Annotated in this window: 19 protein-coding genes, 1 tRNA gene and 1 pseudogene; 4 read left to right on the forward strand and 17 right to left on the reverse strand. The window is 62.8% G+C overall.

Annotation, left to right across the window (positions count from 1 at the left end; genetic code table 11):
• Positions 1-290, forward strand: a pseudogene (locus ATI53_RS19390) (transposase); the annotation flags it as partial.
• 134 nt (positions 291-424) lie between these two features.
• Here ATI53_RS19390 and ATI53_RS19395 read toward each other — a convergent pair.
• From ATI53_RS19395 to iscR, 14 genes are all read right to left on the reverse strand, one after another.
• Positions 425-501: transfer RNA gene (locus tag ATI53_RS19395), tRNA-Arg, on the reverse strand.
• A gap of 285 nt (positions 502-786) precedes the next feature.
• The gene (locus ATI53_RS19400) at positions 787-1,812 is read right to left on the reverse strand and encodes a methyltransferase (RefSeq protein WP_111551145.1); all 1,026 of its coding nucleotides are present in this window, start codon (positions 1,810-1,812) and stop codon (positions 787-789) included.
• A gap of 109 nt (positions 1,813-1,921) precedes the next feature.
• On the reverse strand, positions 1,922-3,142 hold the full coding sequence (locus ATI53_RS19405; protein WP_009504169.1) for a cysteine desulfurase: 1,221 nt from the start codon (positions 3,140-3,142) through the stop codon (positions 1,922-1,924).
• Positions 3,135-3,719, reverse strand: coding sequence for a hypothetical protein (locus ATI53_RS19410; RefSeq protein ID WP_009504168.1), 585 nt, complete (start codon positions 3,717-3,719; stop codon positions 3,135-3,137). The genes ATI53_RS19405 and ATI53_RS19410 overlap by 8 nt, the downstream gene beginning before the upstream one ends.
• Positions 3,716-4,204 carry a hypothetical protein gene (locus ATI53_RS19415; RefSeq protein WP_009504167.1) on the reverse strand — a complete coding sequence of 163 codons (489 nt, stop codon included), beginning with the start codon at positions 4,202-4,204 and terminating at the stop codon, positions 3,716-3,718. The genes ATI53_RS19410 and ATI53_RS19415 overlap by 4 nt, the downstream gene beginning before the upstream one ends.
• Positions 4,201-5,481: a SufB/SufD family protein gene (locus ATI53_RS19420; protein WP_009504166.1), complete on the reverse strand. Its 1,281-nt coding sequence runs from the start codon at positions 5,479-5,481 to the stop codon at positions 4,201-4,203. The genes ATI53_RS19415 and ATI53_RS19420 overlap by 4 nt, the downstream gene beginning before the upstream one ends.
• Entirely contained in the window at positions 5,482-6,237 is a 756-nt protein-coding gene (gene sufC / locus ATI53_RS19425) for a Fe-S cluster assembly ATPase SufC (RefSeq protein ID WP_009504165.1), read from the reverse strand.
• Between the two features lie 41 nt (positions 6,238-6,278).
• Entirely contained in the window at positions 6,279-6,842 is a 564-nt protein-coding gene (locus ATI53_RS19430) for a hypothetical protein (protein ID WP_051989466.1), read from the reverse strand.
• A 35-nt stretch (positions 6,843-6,877) separates the two neighbouring features.
• Complete coding sequence (locus tag ATI53_RS19435; RefSeq protein WP_034452212.1) at positions 6,878-7,192, reverse strand: heavy metal-binding domain-containing protein; 315 nt, start codon at positions 7,190-7,192, stop codon at positions 6,878-6,880.
• Positions 7,193-7,232: 40 nt separating this feature from the next.
• Complete coding sequence (locus ATI53_RS19440) at positions 7,233-7,427, reverse strand: hypothetical protein (RefSeq protein WP_111551146.1); 195 nt, start codon at positions 7,425-7,427, stop codon at positions 7,233-7,235.
• Positions 7,428-7,431: 4 nt separating this feature from the next.
• Complete coding sequence (locus tag ATI53_RS19445; RefSeq protein ID WP_111551147.1) at positions 7,432-7,653, reverse strand: HTH-like domain-containing protein; 222 nt, start codon at positions 7,651-7,653, stop codon at positions 7,432-7,434.
• 1 nt (position 7,654) lies between these two features.
• A complete protein-coding gene (gene sufB / locus ATI53_RS19450; protein ID WP_111551148.1) occupies positions 7,655-9,184 on the reverse strand; it encodes a Fe-S cluster assembly protein SufB in 1,530 nt (509 codons plus the stop codon).
• 61 nt (positions 9,185-9,245) lie between these two features.
• The gene (locus ATI53_RS19455; RefSeq protein ID WP_009504159.1) at positions 9,246-10,289 is read right to left on the reverse strand and encodes a cysteine desulfurase family protein; all 1,044 of its coding nucleotides are present in this window, start codon (positions 10,287-10,289) and stop codon (positions 9,246-9,248) included.
• 100 nt (positions 10,290-10,389) lie between these two features.
• Positions 10,390-10,851, reverse strand: a complete 462-nt coding sequence (gene iscR / locus ATI53_RS19460; protein WP_009504158.1) for a Fe-S cluster assembly transcriptional regulator IscR — start codon at positions 10,849-10,851, stop codon at positions 10,390-10,392.
• A 166-nt stretch (positions 10,852-11,017) separates the two neighbouring features.
• Between iscR and ATI53_RS19465 the strand changes: the two genes are divergently transcribed.
• The 3 genes from ATI53_RS19465 to ATI53_RS19475 are packed head-to-tail and all read left to right on the forward strand — an operon-like array spanning position 11,018 to position 12,484.
• Positions 11,018-11,671: an alpha/beta hydrolase gene (locus tag ATI53_RS19465; RefSeq protein WP_009504157.1), complete on the forward strand. Its 654-nt coding sequence runs from the start codon at positions 11,018-11,020 to the stop codon at positions 11,669-11,671.
• Between the two features lie 10 nt (positions 11,672-11,681).
• Positions 11,682-11,912 (forward strand): hypothetical protein, encoded by a 231-nt coding sequence (locus ATI53_RS19470; protein ID WP_009504156.1) that lies wholly within the window; start codon positions 11,682-11,684, stop codon positions 11,910-11,912.
• A complete protein-coding gene (locus ATI53_RS19475) occupies positions 11,909-12,484 on the forward strand; it encodes an HD domain-containing protein (protein WP_009504155.1) in 576 nt (191 codons plus the stop codon). Before ATI53_RS19470 ends, ATI53_RS19475 begins: the two co-directional genes overlap by 4 nt.
• 85 nt (positions 12,485-12,569) lie before the next feature.
• On the opposite strand, the gene lpdA is transcribed toward ATI53_RS19475, so the two are convergent.
• The 3 genes from lpdA to ATI53_RS19490 form a co-directional block, all read right to left on the reverse strand.
• Entirely contained in the window at positions 12,570-13,964 is a 1,395-nt protein-coding gene (gene lpdA / locus ATI53_RS19480; RefSeq protein WP_111551149.1) for a dihydrolipoyl dehydrogenase, read from the reverse strand.
• A gap of 171 nt (positions 13,965-14,135) precedes the next feature.
• Positions 14,136-14,717: a DUF924 family protein gene (locus ATI53_RS19485; protein ID WP_111551150.1), complete on the reverse strand. Its 582-nt coding sequence runs from the start codon at positions 14,715-14,717 to the stop codon at positions 14,136-14,138.
• A 148-nt stretch (positions 14,718-14,865) separates the two neighbouring features.
• Positions 14,866-16,149, reverse strand: a complete 1,284-nt coding sequence (locus ATI53_RS19490; RefSeq protein ID WP_009504152.1) for an MFS transporter — start codon at positions 16,147-16,149, stop codon at positions 14,866-14,868.
• Positions 16,150-16,195 lie beyond the last annotated feature (46 nt).

Here is a 16,195-nt window from a genome sequence, read left to right on the forward strand (position 1 = left end):
TTTCAGCGCGCTGTGCCGCCGCCAGAAAACACTGAATGTCAGCCTGCCATATCGCGGCGGAACCGGCCCGCTCAACCTTCTCATCGATAGCACCGGTAGCAAGGCCGAGGGGGAAGGCGCGTGGAACGCCCGCAAGCACGGCGGTCCCAGGCGGCGTGTCTGGCGCAAGAGACACATCCATTGCCCGGCAGGCGAATGGTACATTCGCCGAGAAGGGGATCGACGACGAAACACTGGAGGTTCGGGCCGTGGAGGTCACGACCAGAAATGTCGGCGATCTCGCGAGGCTTTCGAACTGCACCACTGAGCTTTGCCGACAATATGTGGTGATGCGGCTGTAAGGCCCGCCTACGTTGGACCCGAGGCGCACGTGTGCTCGATCTTGAGAACCGACCACCCCAACGTCTTGGAATTTCGAGGGTAATGGCGCACCCATCAGGATTCGAACCTGAGGCCTTCGCCTTCGGAGGGCGACGCTCTATCCAGCTGAGCTATGGGTGCGCAGTAGAACCGTCAGGCCCTGACTGCTTACGCGACTTCTCCAGCCTTTAAATCGAAAAACGATCTGCTCGGCAAGAGATTGGTATCACGTATCTTTCTTAGTCCTCTTCATCACGGCATCCCCATGACATCCGCCTTCGGAGGCGAAAATCAGGTCCAGCTGGGCTACGGAACCAACAGTTTTCCAGGCACATTGGCCGGATATCGGCTGCCGCGTGCGATCTGATACGGCAAAGCGACCGTGCCCGCAATCGGTAAAATCGGTCCTTCGGCGGTTTGCCCGACTTAGCCGGGGCGATGCGCGGTTGCCAGCATTGTCATCTGGGGAATCATCTCGTCAATGAGCACATCCACGAACCCTGCCCCGTTCAGCGCGGTGCTCAGACCCGCTGTATCCAGCGAGCGCGCCTCGGGGGTAAACGCGGTGTGCTGAAGCTGCCAGAGCGCCGCAAGCGGCGGGCCGGTGCGATCGGCGTGGACGACAAAATCATGGATCAAAAGCCGCCCCCCAGGGGCAAGGCAATCGAAGGCGCGCGCGATCAGCCCCGCCTGCGCATCGCCCGGCACGCCGGAAAACAGATAAGACATTAGAATCACGTCCTGCCCGCCCGGCCACGGGGTGTCCAGCGCGTTGCCCTCGACATAGGTGATCCGGTCGGACAGCCCCGCCTCGGCCACATGGCCCCGGCCCAGGGTCGCGACGTTGGGAAAATCGACGATGGTGGCGGCAAGCTGCGGAAAGGCGCCGCACAGGGTGATCGCAAACGCGCCGGTGCCGCCGCCTACGTCCAGCATCCGCCGGGCGCCGGACAGATCAAGGCGCCGCGCCAACTGCCGCGCCGGACCAAGCGAGCCGGCGTGCTGGCTTTCGGAATAGAGGCGGGCCTGTTCGGGATCGGAAAACCACTGTTCATAGGACGCCGTTGCAGTTTCGGGCAATGTCCCGGTGACCGCAGGCACCAACTGCCCCATCAGCCCGTACATCTGCCGACCGACCTGAAGCCGCAGATAATCGCCGAAATCGTATTTCACGCCCTTCACCAGAAACGCGGCTGCGGCCGGAGAGTTGGCAAAGACCCCGTCGTGCACCGCGACAAGTCCCAGTCCCGCAAGGGCGGTCAGCAGCGTTTCCGCCCGATCCGGGTGCAACCCGATCCGGTTGGCGACCGCGGCGGCGTCGCCCGGCTCCTCGGCAAGCGCCGTGAAGACCCCGCATTCCAATGCGGCGAACAGCGCCTGCGACCCCATGAACCCAAAGGCAATGCGCGACACCTGATCGGCGTCGGTCAGCGGTTGATCTGGCTGTGCCAATTGCGGTCCTTCGCATCCCGGTTTCTGACTATGCGCAAGGCTAAAGGGCTGACCCCGCGTGTCCAGTGCGCAGGCTGAAAAGACGCGGCGATTCCGCCTTGCGTTCACATCATGCGAAAAGCTCGTGCGCCAGCTCCAGCGCGTCGACCAGCGTGTCGACCTCGGCTTCGGTGTTGTACAACCCGAACGAGGCGCGGCAGGTTGCGGACAGCCCAAGATGGTCCATCAGGGGACCGGCGCAGTGATGCCCGGCGCGCACCGCGACGCCTTTCTTGTCCAGAATGGTCGAGATGTCATGCGCATGCGCCGCGCCGTCCAGCGTGAACGAAAAAATCGCGGCCCTGCCCGGTGCGCTGCCCTGTACCCGTAGCCAGTTCAGCCCGTCCAGCCTGGATCTGGCATAAGACGCGATGCGATGTTCATGGGCGGCCACGTTGTCCATGCCCAGATCCATCAGGTAGTCCAGCGCCACGCCAAGACCGATCTGCTGGACAATGCCGGGGGTGCCCGCCTCGAACTTCATCGGCGGGTCGGCGTAGGTGATGGCGTCCTTGTGGACTTCGCGGATCATGTCTCCGCCGCCCATGAAGGGGCGCATCTCGGCCATTCGTTCGCGGCGGATATGAACCGCGCCCGACCCGGACGGACCGTACAGCTTGTGCCCGGTGACGGCGTAGAAATCGCAACCAATGTCATCGACATCGACGGGCATGTGAACGGCGCCCTGGCTGCCGTCGACCAGCACCGCGACTCCCTGTGCGCGGGCAGCGTGGCTGATGGCTTTCACATCGACCACCGTGCCCAGGACGTTGGACAGATGGGTGATCGCCACCAGCCTGGTCCTGGGGCCGATGGCGTCGATCACCGCCTGTGGATCAAGCGCGCCGGTCGCATCGACATCAACCCATTTCAGCACCACGCCAAGCCGTTCGCGCAGGAAATGCCACGGCACGATATTGGCATGGTGTTCCATCACCGACAGAACGATTTCATCGCCCGCCTGAAGCCTTGGCATGGCCCAGGAATAGGCCACGAGGTTGATCGCCTCGGTGGTGCCAGAGGTAAAGACGATCTCATCCTCGTCGCGGGCGCCCAGAAAGCGGGCGATGATACCGCGGGTGCCCTCGTATTTTTCTGTGGCGAGATTGGACAGGAAATGCAGCCCCCGATGGACGTTGGCATATTCCTCGGCGTAGCCGCGCGTTACGGCGTCGATCACCACCTGGGGTTTTTGCGCCGAGGCGCCATTGTCGAGATAGACCAGCGGCTTGCCGTTCACCTCACGCGACAGGATCGGGAAATCCCGACGAATTTCAAGGACATCATACATGGTTGGCCACCGTCTGCGGGGTTATGTCGAAGCTTGCCATCACCGCGATCAGGGCGAACGCGGTGACGACAAAGGCCATGATGAGCACCATCGCGGCCTTCCACGGGTCGCCGAAGCCATGCGCCACGTCGACGAAATGCGCAAGCACCCAAGCGCCAGCGATAATCACCGCCACGGCAAGAACCGTGGCGGCGGACCCGAACACCGCGCCGGCCACAAGGATGGCGAGCTGCGCGAACGCGCGCAGGATCTGCACCCAGGACACCAGCAGCGCGATCTGCAATGTGCTTGCGCCGCCGCCAAAGCCCCGCCCGATCCAGCCAAGCGCCCAGATCGTCGTGCCAAGAATGGCCGCGAAAACCACTGTGACCAGCCACGGTCCCAGCGCGATGGGCAACGTCGCCGTGTCGGTCGCCACAAGCACCAGCCCGGACATGATCCCGTTCAGCACCACCGCAAGCGCGAACACCGTCAGCACGGCTTCGCGCGACAGGCCCAGCGACAGGATCCGCGTCGCGACGTCGCGCGGCGTCATCAGCGTGTCGAGCGCAAGCCGCCCCAGCGCCGCGACCGTCATGCGGCCACACCTCTGGTCACCACCACCTGCCCCGACAGCCAGAACCACAGGAAGGCGGCGAACCAGGCCATGCCCACAAGTGTCAGCGCGGGCCCTGCGCCGATGAACCCCGCCACCAGACCGTTCAGCAGCACCAGGGGCGACGAGGCCAGCAGCGCCCAGAACAGCGCAAGGCGTGCGCCATAGGCCGTGCCGCGCGCCCCGAACAGCCGCGCCAGCAAGTGCACGACAAAGGCAATCAGGTAAAAGCCCAGCGGCGCGATCACCAGCCAAGCGAGCAACGCTCCGCCCAGACGCGGGTTCAGCTCGGCCCCGTCCAGATGTGCCTTGCGCGCCAGTTCCGGCAGTTGCGCCACGAAGAACAGCGCGCAGGCCGCCATCAGCATCATCAGCGCACGATCTTCCCGCACGCCCTGGGCGTAAAGGCGCGAGACCACGGCGCCAGGGCCACGCCAGGTGGCCACGATCTCACGCGTCAGCGTCACTGGTCGCGACGCCGCATCAGCCAGGCTTCGACCCGGCTGTTGATTTCGTCCTGAAGCTCTTGCGAGTCGATCTCCATCACCGCTTCGGCGATGAAGGCGATTGTCAGAAGGTCTTCGGCGATGCCGCGCGGCAGACCCCGGGCGCGCAGGTAGAACAGCCCCTCGTCGTCGATCGCGCCCGAGGTGGACCCGTGCGAGCACGCCACGTCGTCGGCGTAGATTTCCAGCTCGGGCTTGGCCAGAAACTGACTGTCGCCGTCCAGCAGCAGACTTTGCGAGATCTGGTAGCCGTCGGTCTTCTGCGCGCCGGGCTGAACCAGGATCTTGCCCTGAAACACGCCGGTCGCGCCGTTGCGCAGCACCTTCTTGAACACCTGGCGCGATTCGCAATTCACCGCGTCATGGGTGATGAACACCGTGTCGTCATGGTGAAAATCGCCGTCGCCCAGGCAGGCCCCGGCGATATGGGCCATTGCGTCATCGCCTGTCAGCTCGACCACCACTTCGTTGCGTGTCAGCACGCCGTTCGCCGTCAGGGTAAAGGTCTTGAACGTGCTTTCGGCGCCCAGCCGCGCAAAGATATGCGTGGCCGCGCGGCGTTCGTGGTCGCGCCCCTGCGCGCGGACATGGTGAAAGCCCGCGCCATCGGCCACGTCGACCTCGATCACCTGATTGAACCGCGCCGCCGCGGGGCCGTTTTCCAGGATGGTGACATCGCCGCCCTGTTCGACCTTGACCACATGATGCATCATCGCATCCGATTTGTCGTTGCGATGTTCATACCGGATGGCGATGGGCTTGGACAGTTTCCCTGTCACCCGTATCAGCAGCCCGTCGGTTGCAAACGCCGTGTTCAGCGTCGCCAGCGGGCGCGGCACCGGGGACTGCCCGGCGGTTTCCAGCGTGCCGTACAGGTCCCTGGCCCAGTGAATATCGGCGCTGTCCGCAAGGCGCGCGATCTCGACCCCGTCCAGCGACAGATCGTCCGACGCGTCGGTGTCGAACACGCCGTCCACGAACACAATCTTCAGCCGGTCGATCCCGTCAAATAACGGAGTCTCGTCCGGCGTGAACACCACGGCGGGCTTGGGCGCGGCCGAGGTCAGCGTCTCGGGGCGGGTGTATTTCCAGTATTCATCGCGCGCACCGGGCAAGCCCGTGGCCCGCAGCCGCGCCAGCGCATCGCCGCGCGCCGCTGCCGACCAGCCGCCGGTCGGCAGATCAAGCGCCGCGATGCGCGCCTCGGTCGCGTTCTGTTTCAGTTGCGGAAGGGCCATTTACGCCTCCTCTTCGATCAGATCCGAGTAACCGTTATGCTCGACCTCAAGCGCCAGCTCGGGTCCGCCGGTCTTGATGATGCGGCCATCGGACATGATGTGCACGACGTCGGGTTTGATGTGATCCAACAGCCGCTGGTAGTGCGTGATGACCAGGAACCCGCGTCCCGCGTCACGCAGCGCGTTCACGCCGTCGGCGACCAGTTTCATCGCGTCGACATCAAGCCCGCTGTCGGTTTCGTCAAGAATGCACATCTTGGGCTCCAGCATCGCCATCTGCAGGATCTCGTTGCGCTTTTTCTCGCCGCCCGAGAAGCCCACGTTCACCGGACGCTTGAGCATGTCGGCGTCGATCTTGAGGCTCTTGGCCTTTTCCCGCACCACCCTGAGGAATTCCGTCGACGACATTTCGTCTTGCCCGCGCGCCTTGCGCAGGCTGTTCACCGCCGTGCGCAGAAACGTCATGTTGCCAACCCCGAGAATTTCCACCGGGTACTGGAACGCCAGAAACAGCCCGGCGGCGGCGCGTTCCTCGGGGGCGATGCCCAGCAGGTCGACATCGCCCAGCGTGGCCGTGCCTTCGGTGACCTCATAGCCGTCCTTGCCCGACAACACATAGCTCAGCGTCGATTTGCCAGACCCGTTCGGCCCCATGATCGCATGCACCTTGCCCGCTTCGACGGTCAGGTTCACGCCCTTGAGGATCTGCTTGTCCTCTTCTTCCAATTTAACGTGCAGGTTCTTGATCTCAAGCATGTCTTTGCTCCTTTGCGGGCAGTGTCCCGTCGCGGCGCCGCCTAGGGCCGCATCGTCCATTCGATGATCCGCAGCAGCTTTCCCGGCGGGATGGGCTGCGGGGTGATGTCGAACCGGGCCATGCGCCCGGTCAATTGTGGCTGGCCGAGGAACTGCTCGACCTTGTGGTAATGTTTGCGGCGCGCGTAATCGTCGAACAGCAGTACCAGGGGCGCATCGCTCAGGAACGCCGCCGCAAGCGCGCAGCCCACGCGAAAGCGCCCGTCGACCAGCACCACGTCGGGCTGGCGAAAGTCGGACCGGCCCCAGACCTCCAGCGGGTAACGCGGCCAGCGGCGCCATTGCGCGTCCGTCGCGGGATGGCCCCAGTCCCTGGTCTCGCCGATGTCGGACCAGATGACATCGACCGATGCCCCCTGCGCGGGCGGGTTCGCCACAAACCAGCCGCGCATCATCTGCGCCCAGTCGTGATCGGATTCGACCGAAAACACCGCCTTGCCCGGCTGTTCGCCCGCCAGCACCGTGGAGCCGCCGGACCCGTATTCCAGCACCACGCCCGCCCGCGCGTATTCAGCGCGCAACAGCGCCGCTTCCGCCTCGGGCATGGTCAGCTCTGGCCGCGATATGGGCGCCGCAAGAGTCACGCGATCACCACCGCCGTTCCCGAAGCCGACACCATCAGCATCGAGTTGCCGACCACTTCGTAGTCGATATCGACGCCCACGACCGCATTGCCCCCAAGGTTGACGGCCCGCTGCTCCAGTTCCTGAAAGGCAACCTCGCGCGCGTCCTGAAGCTTGCGTTCATACGCGCCCGACCGGCCCCCGACGATGTCGGTCACCTGCGCGAACAGGTCCCGCACCACATTGGCGCCCATGATCGCCTCGCCCACCACGATGCCCTTGTAGGCGGTGATGCCGTGGCCTTCGATGCTGTTTGTCGTGGTGACGATCATGGTCTGCTCCGGTTTGTCCCAGGGGTTTGGCATTCATTCCTCACGCGGTGAAATGTTTCATCGCCATCATCACCACCATGGCAAGCCCGGCCGCTGCACTGGCGGTCAGGATCACCGATCCGCCAAGCAGCCCCTCGGAGTTGCCCTTGCGCTTGCGGATGCCAAGCCCGATGAGCACGCCCAGAAAAACGCCGACCCCGGCGCCAAGCGACTGCATGGCCAGTTGCTGGATCATACGTTCAGCCCCTCAGCGCGACGAAGCGGGCCAAACGGATACCCTTGCGGATTTCCGTTCCATACGATGCATGCCCCGTTCCGATTTCGGCTATCTCGTTGATCGGTTGGCCGACCAGTTCGTTGGCAAATTCGATGCCGGCCGGATGAATCGCCACGACCTTCTCACGCTTTTCGGCAGCGGCACAGCGCTCCGTCAAGATTTCCGCCAGCTCGCTCGCAAGCATCTCAGCCCACCGATCCTTCCAGCGAAATCGCCACAAGCGCCTGCGCTTCCATCGCGAATTCCATCGGCAGCGCCTGAAGCACCTCCCTGCAGAACCCGTTCACGACCAGCGCGACCGCCGCTTCCTCGTCCATGCCGCGCTGACGGCAATAAAACAACTGCTCGTCGTCGACCTTGGATGTGGTCGCCTCGTGCTCGACGCGGCTGCTGTTGTTCTTGACCTCGATGTAGGGAACGGTGTGCGCCCCGCATTTGTCGCCGATCAGCAGCGAATCGCATTGGGTGTAGTTGCGCGAATTCTTGGCCCTGGGGTGCATCGAAACCAGCCCGCGATAGGTGTTCTGCGCCACCCCTGCGCTGATCCCCTTGGACACGATGCGCGACCGGGTGTCACGGCCCAGATGGACCATCTTGGTGCCGGTATCGGCCTGCTGGTGGTTGTTGGCGATGGCGATGGAATAGAATTCGCCCTGGCTTTCATTGCCGCGCAGGATGCAGGACGGGTATTTCCACGTCACGGCCGAGCCGGTTTCCACCTGCGTCCACATCACCTTGGCCCGGTCGCCCCGACAATCCGCGCGCTTGGTGACAAAGTTGTAGATGCCACCCTTGCCGTCCTCGTCGCCCGGATACCAGTTCTGCACCGTGGAATATTTCACCTCAGCGTCTTCTTCGATGATGATCTCGACCACGGCGGCGTGCAACTGAGCCACGTCGCGCTTGGGGGCGGTGCACCCCTCAAGGTAGCTGACATAGCTGCCCTTGTCGGCGATGATCAGCGTGCGTTCGAACTGACCGGTGTTTTCCGCATTGATGCGGAAATAGGTCGAAAGCTCCATCGGGCAGCGCACACCCGGCGGCACATAGACGAACGAGCCGTCGCTGAACACCGCGCTGTTCAACGTCGCATAGAAATTGTCCGACGCCGGCACAACGGAGCCAAGGTATTTCTTCACCAGTTCGGGATGTTCGCGGATCGCTTCGGAAATCGAGCAAAAGATCACGCCGGCCTTTTTCAGCTCTTTCTGAAAGGTGGTGCCGACGGACACGGAATCGAACACCGCATCCACCGCGACGCGGCGTTCCTTGCCGTCGGCAGGCGCGGCGTTCTCGGCGCCCTCGACGCCGGCGAGGATCATCTGTTCCTTCAGCGGGATGCCCAGCTTTTCATAGGTCGCCAGCAGCTTGGGGTCGACCTCGTCCAGCGATTGCGGCTTGACCGCCATGCTCTTGGGGCGGGCGTAGTAATATTGTGCCTGAAAGTCGATGGTCGGATAGTTCACCATCGCCCAGCCGGGTTCGGTCATGCCGGTCCAGCGCTCGAAAGCGGCAAGGCGCCATTCGGTCATCCATTCAGGTTCTTCGTTCTTTTCCGAAATAAGCCGGACGATGTCGGGGTTCACGCCCTTGGGGGCGTATTCCATCTCGATCTCGGTTTCCCAGCCGTATTTATAGGTCGAAACGGCCTCAACCGCATCCACGGTCTCTTGCTCGACCCCGTCCTTGACGGTCATATTGTCGAAGGCTGACATGTGGTCTCTCCTGTGCTGCGCCGCTGGGGCGCGTTCATCTCTGCGCGGGCCTTGCAGACCCTCAGGCGCGCCGTGCGCCGAATTTCTCGCGTTGACGCAACCAGCTTGTCGCAAAGCGCATCACGTCCTCTTCCGTCACCTGCGGACCCAGGCTGACCCGGATCGCGCCGCGCGCCGTGTCCGCGTCATGACCCATGGCCAACAGCACCCCGCTGGGCCGCAGCTTGCCGCTGGAACAGGCCGACCCCGCGCTGATCGCGAATCCGGCAAGATCCATCTGCATCACCTGCGTCTCGCCTTTCCACCCGGGAACCGCAAAGCACGAGGTGTTGGGCAGACGACGGGCGTCTTTCCCGACAAAAATAGTATCATTCGCGCCATTCTCAATCACATTCTCTAGAATGTTTCTAAGTTTTTCCACTCCGGACCACACTCCGGCGTCCAGATCGCGCTCGGCCGCCTCGGCAGCGGCGGCAAACCCCGCGATCCCGACGATGTTCTCCGTGCCGGCGCGGCGCCCCATCTCTTGCCCGCCGCCGCGCAACTGTGCCGCGATGTCCGTACCGCGCGCGACGACCAGCGCACCGATTCCCTTGGGGCCGCCCAGCTTGTGCGCGGAAATCAGCGCAGCCGTGCATCCCGTCCAGTTGAAGGCGAACGGGATCTTGCCGAACGCCTGTGTCGCATCCACAACCGCCAGCCCCTGCGGCAGATCCTGAATAACGCCCGTCTCGGAATTGGCGGCCTGCACCGCACAGCGAGATGCGTCGCCGACCGCCACCTGCCCCCGCGCATCGACCGCCAGCGTCGCATCGACCCAGGCCAACACCGCGTCATGTTCGACCGGAGCGCCGAGCAATCCGCGCCCGGCGCAAACCAGCGCCGCAGCCTCTGTCGCCCCCGAGACAAAGATCACATCCGCGCCGTCCGCCCCGAACGTGCGCGCCACGGTCGCCCGTGATCGTTCAAGCAAAGCCTTCGCGGCGCGCCCTTCCGCATGAACCGAAGACGGGTTGCCCACCAGATCCATCGCCTCGATCATCGCCGCACGCGATTCGGGGCGCAAAGGGGCAGTGGCGTTCCAGTCGAGATAGCTGCGTTTCACAACACCGTCCCATCTTCATCTCGCCCGATCAACGCCGGGGACAAGATCGCAACGCCGCGCGGACAGCGCCCCTGTCTTTCCACCCGATACCACAGCGCCCTCACGGCTCGTCAACAACCGAGAAAAGCGTCGGCACAACCGGGCACGGCACCATCGAATTGTCCACCACATCCGACAGCCGGGTCTGATGCAAAAACACATACACATGCGCGGAAAGGCTCTGCCACAAACGGTTCGACAACGATTGCGCCCGGCTGCCCGACGTCCCGCCGGACGCGCCGGCCCCCTTGTGCATCGCATCCACCGTTTCATCCACGGCGGCCAGAATATCCACCACCCGAATCTCCGATGCGGGCCGCGCCAGACGATAGCCGCCCCCCGGCCCCCGCACCGACGCCACAAGCCCTGCCCGGCGCAGCTTGACGAACAGTTGTTCCAGATAGGGCAGCGACACGTCCTGACGCCGCGATATGTCGCCCAGTGTCACCAGATGACCCTCGGGCTGAAGTGCGATATCGGCAAGCGCGACCATCGCGTAGCGCCCCTTTGTGCTCAGTTTCACGTCACATCTCCCTGTGGCCATACCCGCCGACAATTGACCTTCCCGGACCGATTGCCTATCTGCACGGTCAGCCCGCCCGGAATTCTCTCCGGATCTGGAATGGTTCTAAGATACCCGAGCAGTTTCGTCAAGAATTGCCGGCACCCAGCAGGAGCAAATCGCACCGATGCCCGAGGTCATTTTTCCCGGACCCGAAGGCCGCCTAGAAGGCCGCTATCACCCGCAAAAGGAAAGAGACGCACCAATCGCGATCATCCTGCATCCGCACCCCCAGTTCGGCGGCACGATGAACAACAAGGTCGTCTATAACCTGCACTACGCCTTCCACAAGATGGGCTTCACAGTGCTGCGCTTCAACTTCCGCGGCGTCGGCCGCAGCCAGGGCGAATACGACCAGGGCATAGGCGAACTGTCGGATGCGGCCTCGGCGCTCGACTACCTTCAGTCGATGAACAACAACTCAAAGCATTGCTGGGTCGCCGGATTTTCGTTCGGTGCCTGGATCGGCATGCAGCTTCTGATGCGCCGGCCCGAAATCACCGGATTCGTCTCGGTCAGCCCGCCCGCGAATATGTACGATTTCTCGTTCCTCGCGCCCTGCCCGTCGTCCGGCCTTGTGATCAACGGCACCGCCGACAAGGTGGCCCCCCCTTCGGATACCACTGCACTGGTGAACAAGCTCAAGGAACAGAAGGGCATCACCATCAGCCACGAAGAAGTCGAAGGCGCCGGCCACTTCTTCGAAGAGCCGTACATGGAAACGATGATCTCATCGGTCAGCGGCTATGTAAAACGACGTCTGACCGAAACCAGCCGGTAAGGACCCCGTCATGAGCCTTGCGACCGAACTCGCCGATGCGCTTGCCGAAGACACCTTCAAGGTGATGGAGGCCACCGGGGACGACCGCTTCTTCATGCAGGTTGCCGAAATCATCGGGGCCTCTTCCACAACGCTGGAAGAGGCCTACCTGACGTCGGTCCGCGTGCGCATGGCCGAAGCGAGAGCTCGCAACTTTATCATGGAACGGCTCGACACCCTGGCGCAGGATGCCGACGCATGAGCGCGCGGCTTGATGCACAAATGGCGTTCCTGATGGAAGCCGACAAGCTGAAAGCCGTCACGCGCGCCACTCGAAATCACGACCAGCGATTCGAGAACTCTGCCGAACACAGTTGGCATCTCGCGCTGTTTGCGCTGGTGCTGGCGGAACACGCTGATGAAACGGTCGATGTGGCGAGGGTCATCAAGATGCTCCTGATCCATGACATCGTCGAAATTGACGCCGGTGACGCGCCGATCTTCGGAAATGTCGACGAAACCGCCACAAAGGCTGCCGAAGCCGCCGCCGCCGAGCGCCTGTTCGGGCTGCTCCCTGCGGAACAGGCAGACGCGCTTCTAACGCTCTGGAACGAGTTTGAGGCGAACCAGACCGCGGACGCAAAATTCGCCAAATCTCTGGACCGTTTTCAGCCGCCCAACTTGAATCTGGCGTCTGGCGGCGGAAGCTGGACAGATTACAACGTCGATTACGCAACGTTCGAAACGCGCCTGTCCCCCAAGATCTCGCGCGGCGCACCAAAGCTGTGGACCTGGTTGCAACCAAAGGTTCTGGCGTTCTTCGCAACGCGCTGACCAAGAATTTTCGTACGAAAATTCTTGGTCACTCCCGTAGCACCGAAGATTTTTCGTACGAAAAATCTTCAGGCCCGGCGCGGTTTTAATAGTGAATGGCCCGATCCCAGGCATCGAGCACCGATTCGTGCATCATTTCGGACAGCGTCGGGTGTGGGAAGACGGCGTTCATAAGGTCTTCTTCAGTGGTTTCCAGCTGGCGCCCCACCACATAGCCCTGAATCAGTTCGGTCACCTCGGCCCCCACCATATGTGCACCCAACAGCGCGCCGGTCTTAGCGTCGAACACAGTCTTGACCAATCCCTCGGGTTCACCAAGCGCGATCGCCTTGCCATTGCCGATGAACGGAAAACGTCCGACCTTGATGTTGTACCCGGCCTCTTTCGCCTGCGCTTCGGTCATGCCGACGCTGGCCACCTGGGGATGACAATAGGTGCAGCCCGCGATGCTGTCGGGATCGACCTCATGCGGATGGCCCCCCGCGATCAACTCCGCGACCATCACCCCCTCGTGCGATGCCTTGTGCGCCAGCCAGGGCGCCCCCGCAATATCGCCGATGGCGTAAATGCCATCGACGCCAGTGCGGCAGTGCGCATCGACGACGACATGAGAGCGTTCCACCTTTACGCCGACCCCCTCAAGGTTCAGTCCCTCGGTATTGCCGACGATTCCCACCGCTGAAATCACCGTGTCGAAATCTTCGGTCGTGGTCTTGCCGCCCGCCTCGATATGCGCCGTGATCTTGCCGTTATCACGATCAAGCTTCTTGACCATGGTCTTCTCGCGGATCTTCATGCCCTGTTTCTCGAACTGCTTTTTCGCAAATTTCGAGATTTCCTCGTCTTCCACCGGCAGCACACGGTCCATCACTTCGACCACGGTCGTATCCGCACCCAGAGTATTGTAAAAACTGGCGAATTCTATGCCAATCGCGCCCGATCCGATGACCAGCAACTTTTTCGGCATCCGCTTGGGCACGAGTGCATGCTTGTAGGTCCAGACCAGATCGCCATCCGCTTCAAGCCCCGGCAATTCCCGCGCGCGCGCGCCGGTAGCGACAACGATGGCCTTGGCGGTCAGCTCTTCGCTGCCCGTCTCGGTCTTGACCGTGACGCGGCCCTTGGCGGTGATCGTGGCATCGCCCATGATCGCCGTCACCTTGTTTTTCTTCAGCAAATGCGTGACGCCGGAATTGAGTTGCTTGGCCACCCCGCGCGAGCGTTTGACCACGGCATCCAGATCGAACCCGATCTTTTCCGCGGACAGGCCGTAATCCTTTGCGCGGTGCATGAAGTGGTAGATCTCGGACGACCGCAGCAGCGCCTTGGTCGGAATGCAGCCCCAGTTGAGGCAGATGCCGCCCATGTGCTCACGTTCCACGCAGGCCACCTTGAGGCCCAGCTGCGCGCCGCGGATGGCGGCCACATAGCCCCCGGGTCCTGCGCCGATAACGATCATGTCGAAGCTTTGCGAAGCCATGGCTCCCTCCTGCCGTATCAAATTGGTTTGGCATTAAACCATTTTCCGGGCTGGTTCAATGTCAAGCCATGCGCGCATGCGGTTCGTGTCGGCGCCGGCGTCCCGCGCCTGACCGGAAGCTTACCCGAAAAGGCCCGCGCAAATTGCTGCGCGGGCCTCTGCACCGAGCCGTCAGGCGGCCTCGGTCTGTAGTTTTCGCAATGTGGCACCGTAGCCGCCGCTGTCGACGTAGGCGCGTTCCGATGCGGTGGTGGCACGCGACAACGCCGGGTTCCGGGCCGGAAAGCGGCCAAAGTCGCGGATCACCTCGCGGTGCGCGCGCGCGTGAAGCAGGTTCGATGCGCCCGTTTCTGGCATGCGATCCTTCATCAGGCGAATGCAGCGATCCTGATCGCACAGATTTTCCGAATGCATCAGCGGAAGATAGAAGAACTGCCGCCCCGGCTCGTCGATATTGAGATCCCAACCGCGCCAGATCGCCTGTTTGGCCGCCGCAAGCGCGATTTCGTCGGCGCAAAACGCCCGCGCCTCGCCGCGAAACATGTTCCGCGAGAACTGGTCGAGCAGCACGATATAGGCCATCGCGCCGCTTGGATAGGTCAGCCAGAGACCAAAGCGACCCTCCATCGCTGCCTCCCAGGTTTCAAGGAATTGTTCGCGGATGCGCGCATCAAGCGCGTCATCCTGCGCGTACCACTTTTCGGCGCCGACATCGTCGAGCCAGAATTTCAAAATTTCATCAGGCCCTTTCATTGGCCTCGTGCTCCTTTCACCTGACCCACCCTCATGTGTGACACACACAGGTTACATGGGGCGTTCACGGGAACAAAAGTCACGATTTCTGTCAATCACGACATACCGCCAGTGCCAGCGACCGCCTGGCGCGGCAAGAAACCGCCGTTCAGACCGCCGCCTCGCCCTCAGCGTCCTCCACCGCCGCTTCGGCGGCCTCTGCGGCTTCGATCGCGACCTCTTGCGCGACCTCGACCGCGACCGGCGTGGCCGAGGGCGTGACCGCAGTGTAGGCGCTTGTGTCGGCCACCTTGGGTGCGGGGCGCCGAGTCATGCGCCACCCGGCGTAAACCGTCAGACCCAGCATCAGCAGCGCGATGATCCCGAAAAACCCGCCCGGCCCGAATTTCTGGATCGCAAAGCCCGTCACGATCGGGCCTGCGATCGCGCCGACGCCGTTCACGAACAACAGCCCGGCGGACGCCGCCGCCATGTTCTCGGGCGGCAGGAAATCGTTGGTATAGGCGATCAGCAACGAATACAGCGGGTTCGCCGCGCCACCGGCGAAAAACGCGGCCGCAACCAGAACGTAGAAATTGCCCGGAGCGAAGGCAGCCAGCAGGCTGGCAATTCCGCCGACAAATGCGACAGCGGCAACCAGTTTGCGCCGGTCCATCCGGTCGGACAGCCAGCCCAGAGGGTATTGCGTGACAAGCGCGCCGACATAGAACGACGCCACGAACATCGAGATCTGTGTCAGCTTCAGCCCCGCTTCGGCGGCGAACACCGCCGACATGCCGAATTGCGCGGCATAGACGCCACCCAGCAGGAACATGCCGACAAAACCCAGCGGCGAGACACGGTAAAGCTCGATCAGGCTCATGCGGCGCGTCGTGTCGAAGGCGGGCGTGGGCGAAACCGACAGCAGAATCGGCGCAAACGCGATCGATACCAGAACCGAGGGAATCACGAACAGCAGAAATCCGGTCGTGTCGGGAATCAGCAGCAGCGCCTGTGCGGCGATGACGCCCATCATCTGCACGATCATGTACAGCGACAGCGCCTGCCCCCGGCTTTGGTTGGACGAGGCGTTGTTAAGCCAGCTTTCCGCCGTCACATAGACGCCGCAGTAGCAAAACCCGATGATCATCCTCTCGATCGTCCAGGTGATCGGATGCGGAAATGCCGGATACAGGATCAGCACCGCCGAGATGAACGAGGCAAGTGCGGCGAACACCCGCACATGTCCGACCCGCCGGATCATGCCCGGCGTCAGCCGCGAAGCCAGCAGGAATCCAACGAAATAGGCCGACATGACAACCGACATGTGAAAGGCCGAAAACCCTTCGCCCGTGCCCCGCACCCCCAGCAGCGACCCCTGAAGCCCGTTGCCCAGCATCAGCAACAGCATGCCCAGAAGCAGCGCCCAGGAATGTTTCAGAACCTCGATCATCGCGCGCCTCACAGGTCGTTGGGAATCGTTTCAGGCGGCGGGCGCC

This window comes from Salipiger aestuarii, assembly GCF_003259905.1.
GTDB classification, from domain to species: Bacteria; Pseudomonadota; Alphaproteobacteria; order Rhodobacterales; family Rhodobacteraceae; genus Salipiger; species Salipiger aestuarii.